This is a genomic window from Dyella sp., from assembly GCF_035685885.1.
GTDB lineage: Bacteria > Pseudomonadota > Gammaproteobacteria > Xanthomonadales > Rhodanobacteraceae > Dyella.
The window spans coordinates 1-2,043 of sequence record NZ_DASRZX010000032.1 but is presented as its reverse complement, the minus strand read 5'-3'; the positions used below and the strand labels follow the sequence as shown (position 1 = coordinate 2,043).

Genomic DNA, 2,043 nt, shown 5'->3' with positions numbered 1-2,043 from the left:
AAAAAGCCTGGCGGAAGTCGCGCGCGAGCGTGGCGTGAGTCCGGAAGATGCAGCGATCGATCTGGTGATTGAAGACGGCTCTCGCGTCGGCATCGCCTACACGCTGATGAGCGAAGAAAATGTTCGTCGCGAAGTCGCGCTTCCGTGGGTAAGTTTTGATTCTGACGAGACGGGCGCGGCGCCGGAAGGCGTGTTCCTGACATCGTCTCCTCACCCGCGCGCCTATGGCAGCTTTTCCCGCGTCTTCGCGCAATACGTGCGCAAGGATCATGTGCTGACCGTGGAGCAGGCAGTGCGCAAACTGAGCACGCTGCCGGCTGACGTCCTGTCACTGCCGGATCGAGGCCGCTTGAAGGTGGGTGCTTATGCCGATGTGGTGGTGTTCGATCCCACGACGATCCAGGACCACGCCACCTACGCCAAGCCGCACCAGCTGACCACGGGCGTACAGCAGGTGCTGGTGAACGGCCAATTCGCCATCCGCGATGGCAAGGCGACGGGAGCGCCTACCGGCCGCTTTGTCCGAGGTCGCGCCGCCAAGTCACTCGGCGGCAGCTGCAAGGAATCAGCGAGCCAATGGACTTGGACGTGGACCAGGTAGTGCACGCCCACCCATGAGTTTCTGCCGGCGCTGACATGCCATTGGCTGGAGCCAGGCGGGCGCTGACATTTTCAACTCATGGCCTTGGCCATCCTCGCCTCGTGTTGGAGATTTCGCGGCGTTCCCGAGAACTCGTCTGTCCTGGCGCAGTGAAATGCCAATGGACACCCAGGAACGCGGATGCCATCTGCTCGATGGCCCTGTGATCGACGATCTTTCCCACTCACGATCTTCCTGCGGCCTGCAAGTGACAATAAGCCTCTCGTCCATGGAGTGAGTGCCCATGACCACCGATTCGCGAACCCTGGCGGCCTACGCAGACGCCGCAGCTGACTATGCACGCGACTGGGACGAGCAGCCGGCGCCGCTGGATATGTACGCGTTGCTCACGACGCATTTCAAGCCGGGACCCACCGCGGATATCGGATGCGGGTCAGGGCGCGATATGGCATGGCTCGCGGCGCATGGCTTCCAGGTGTACGGCTTTGATGCTTCGCCTGAACTGCTGGCGCACGCGAGACAACATCACCCGGACTTGTCGTTTGCAGTAGCGGCATTGCCCGCGCTGGAAGGCATGGCCGATGCCAGCTTTCAGAACGTGCTTTGCGAGACGGTGGTGATGCATCTGTCGCAGGAGCAGCTGATTCCCGCGGTGAAGCGCCTGTTGGCGATCCTGCGTCCCGGCGGCACGCTTTACCTGAGCTGGCGCGTGGCTGCCGTCACCGAGCGCGACAAGGCAGGGCGGCTCTATGCCGCCATCGACAAGCAGGTAGTGCTGGATCAGTTGGCGGCAGGCGATGAGGTGGTGTTCGATCGTTTCGAGATCAGCGCGTCATCGGGCAAGCCGGTGCAGCGAATGGTCGTCTACAAGGGTCTGGGCGCGTAGCGTGGCCAAGCGTTGCACCGTGACGGTTGTATGTTGCTGCGCCTTCACATGACCGTATCGATTCGCTCAGCGTCATCGTCGAACAATGCAGGCGCTCGGCAAGTCGCCAGCCTACGGGTTCCGGAGATCAGTCATGACCAGCAAAGAAACCATCGGTGCTTCGGGCGCGAAAGGAAAAGGTCGCGAGGCAGCGAGCCAAAACGACGAAGCCAAGAGCCGCCTTGGGCAACAACACGAGAAAGAAGCCGGCTCATCCCACCATCCGGTCGCCAACCAGGGCGCTCCGGGTGGCACCTGCGATGACGACGGTGACAGCGAGAACCAGCAGGACCCCACGCGTCGCGCTTCGTCGCATGAAGATTAGGATCAACAGCAATTTTCTTCACGCACGGAACCAACGTGAAGGGTCGCAGGTTCGCCCTTGAGTGCCTGCGGAAGTGCACCTGGCGCCGTGGCCGCTGATGCCTGGCGCTCAACGCGTTGGCGCTTTTTCCAACTCCGGCGTGGTCTTCTCCAGAATTTTCATGGCCTCGCGATTCCGCTTCTCCCACTCGCG

The 2,043-nt window shown here is 61.9% G+C and carries 3 protein-coding genes; all 3 read left to right on the top strand.

All coding sequences use genetic code 11. The features are described from left to right. Positions 1-601: amidohydrolase family protein (locus tag VFG49_RS03955; protein ID WP_324858210.1), on the top strand; the 601-nt coding region annotated here is incomplete at its 5' end. A gap of 283 nt (positions 602-884) precedes the next feature. Continuing rightward, positions 885-1,487, top strand: coding sequence for a class I SAM-dependent methyltransferase (locus VFG49_RS03950; protein ID WP_324858209.1), 603 nt, complete (start codon positions 885-887; stop codon positions 1,485-1,487). 133 nt (positions 1,488-1,620) lie between these two features. After that, entirely contained in the window at positions 1,621-1,851 is a 231-nt protein-coding gene (locus tag VFG49_RS03945) for a hypothetical protein (RefSeq protein WP_324858208.1), read from the top strand. Positions 1,852-2,043: the final 192 nt, after the last annotated feature.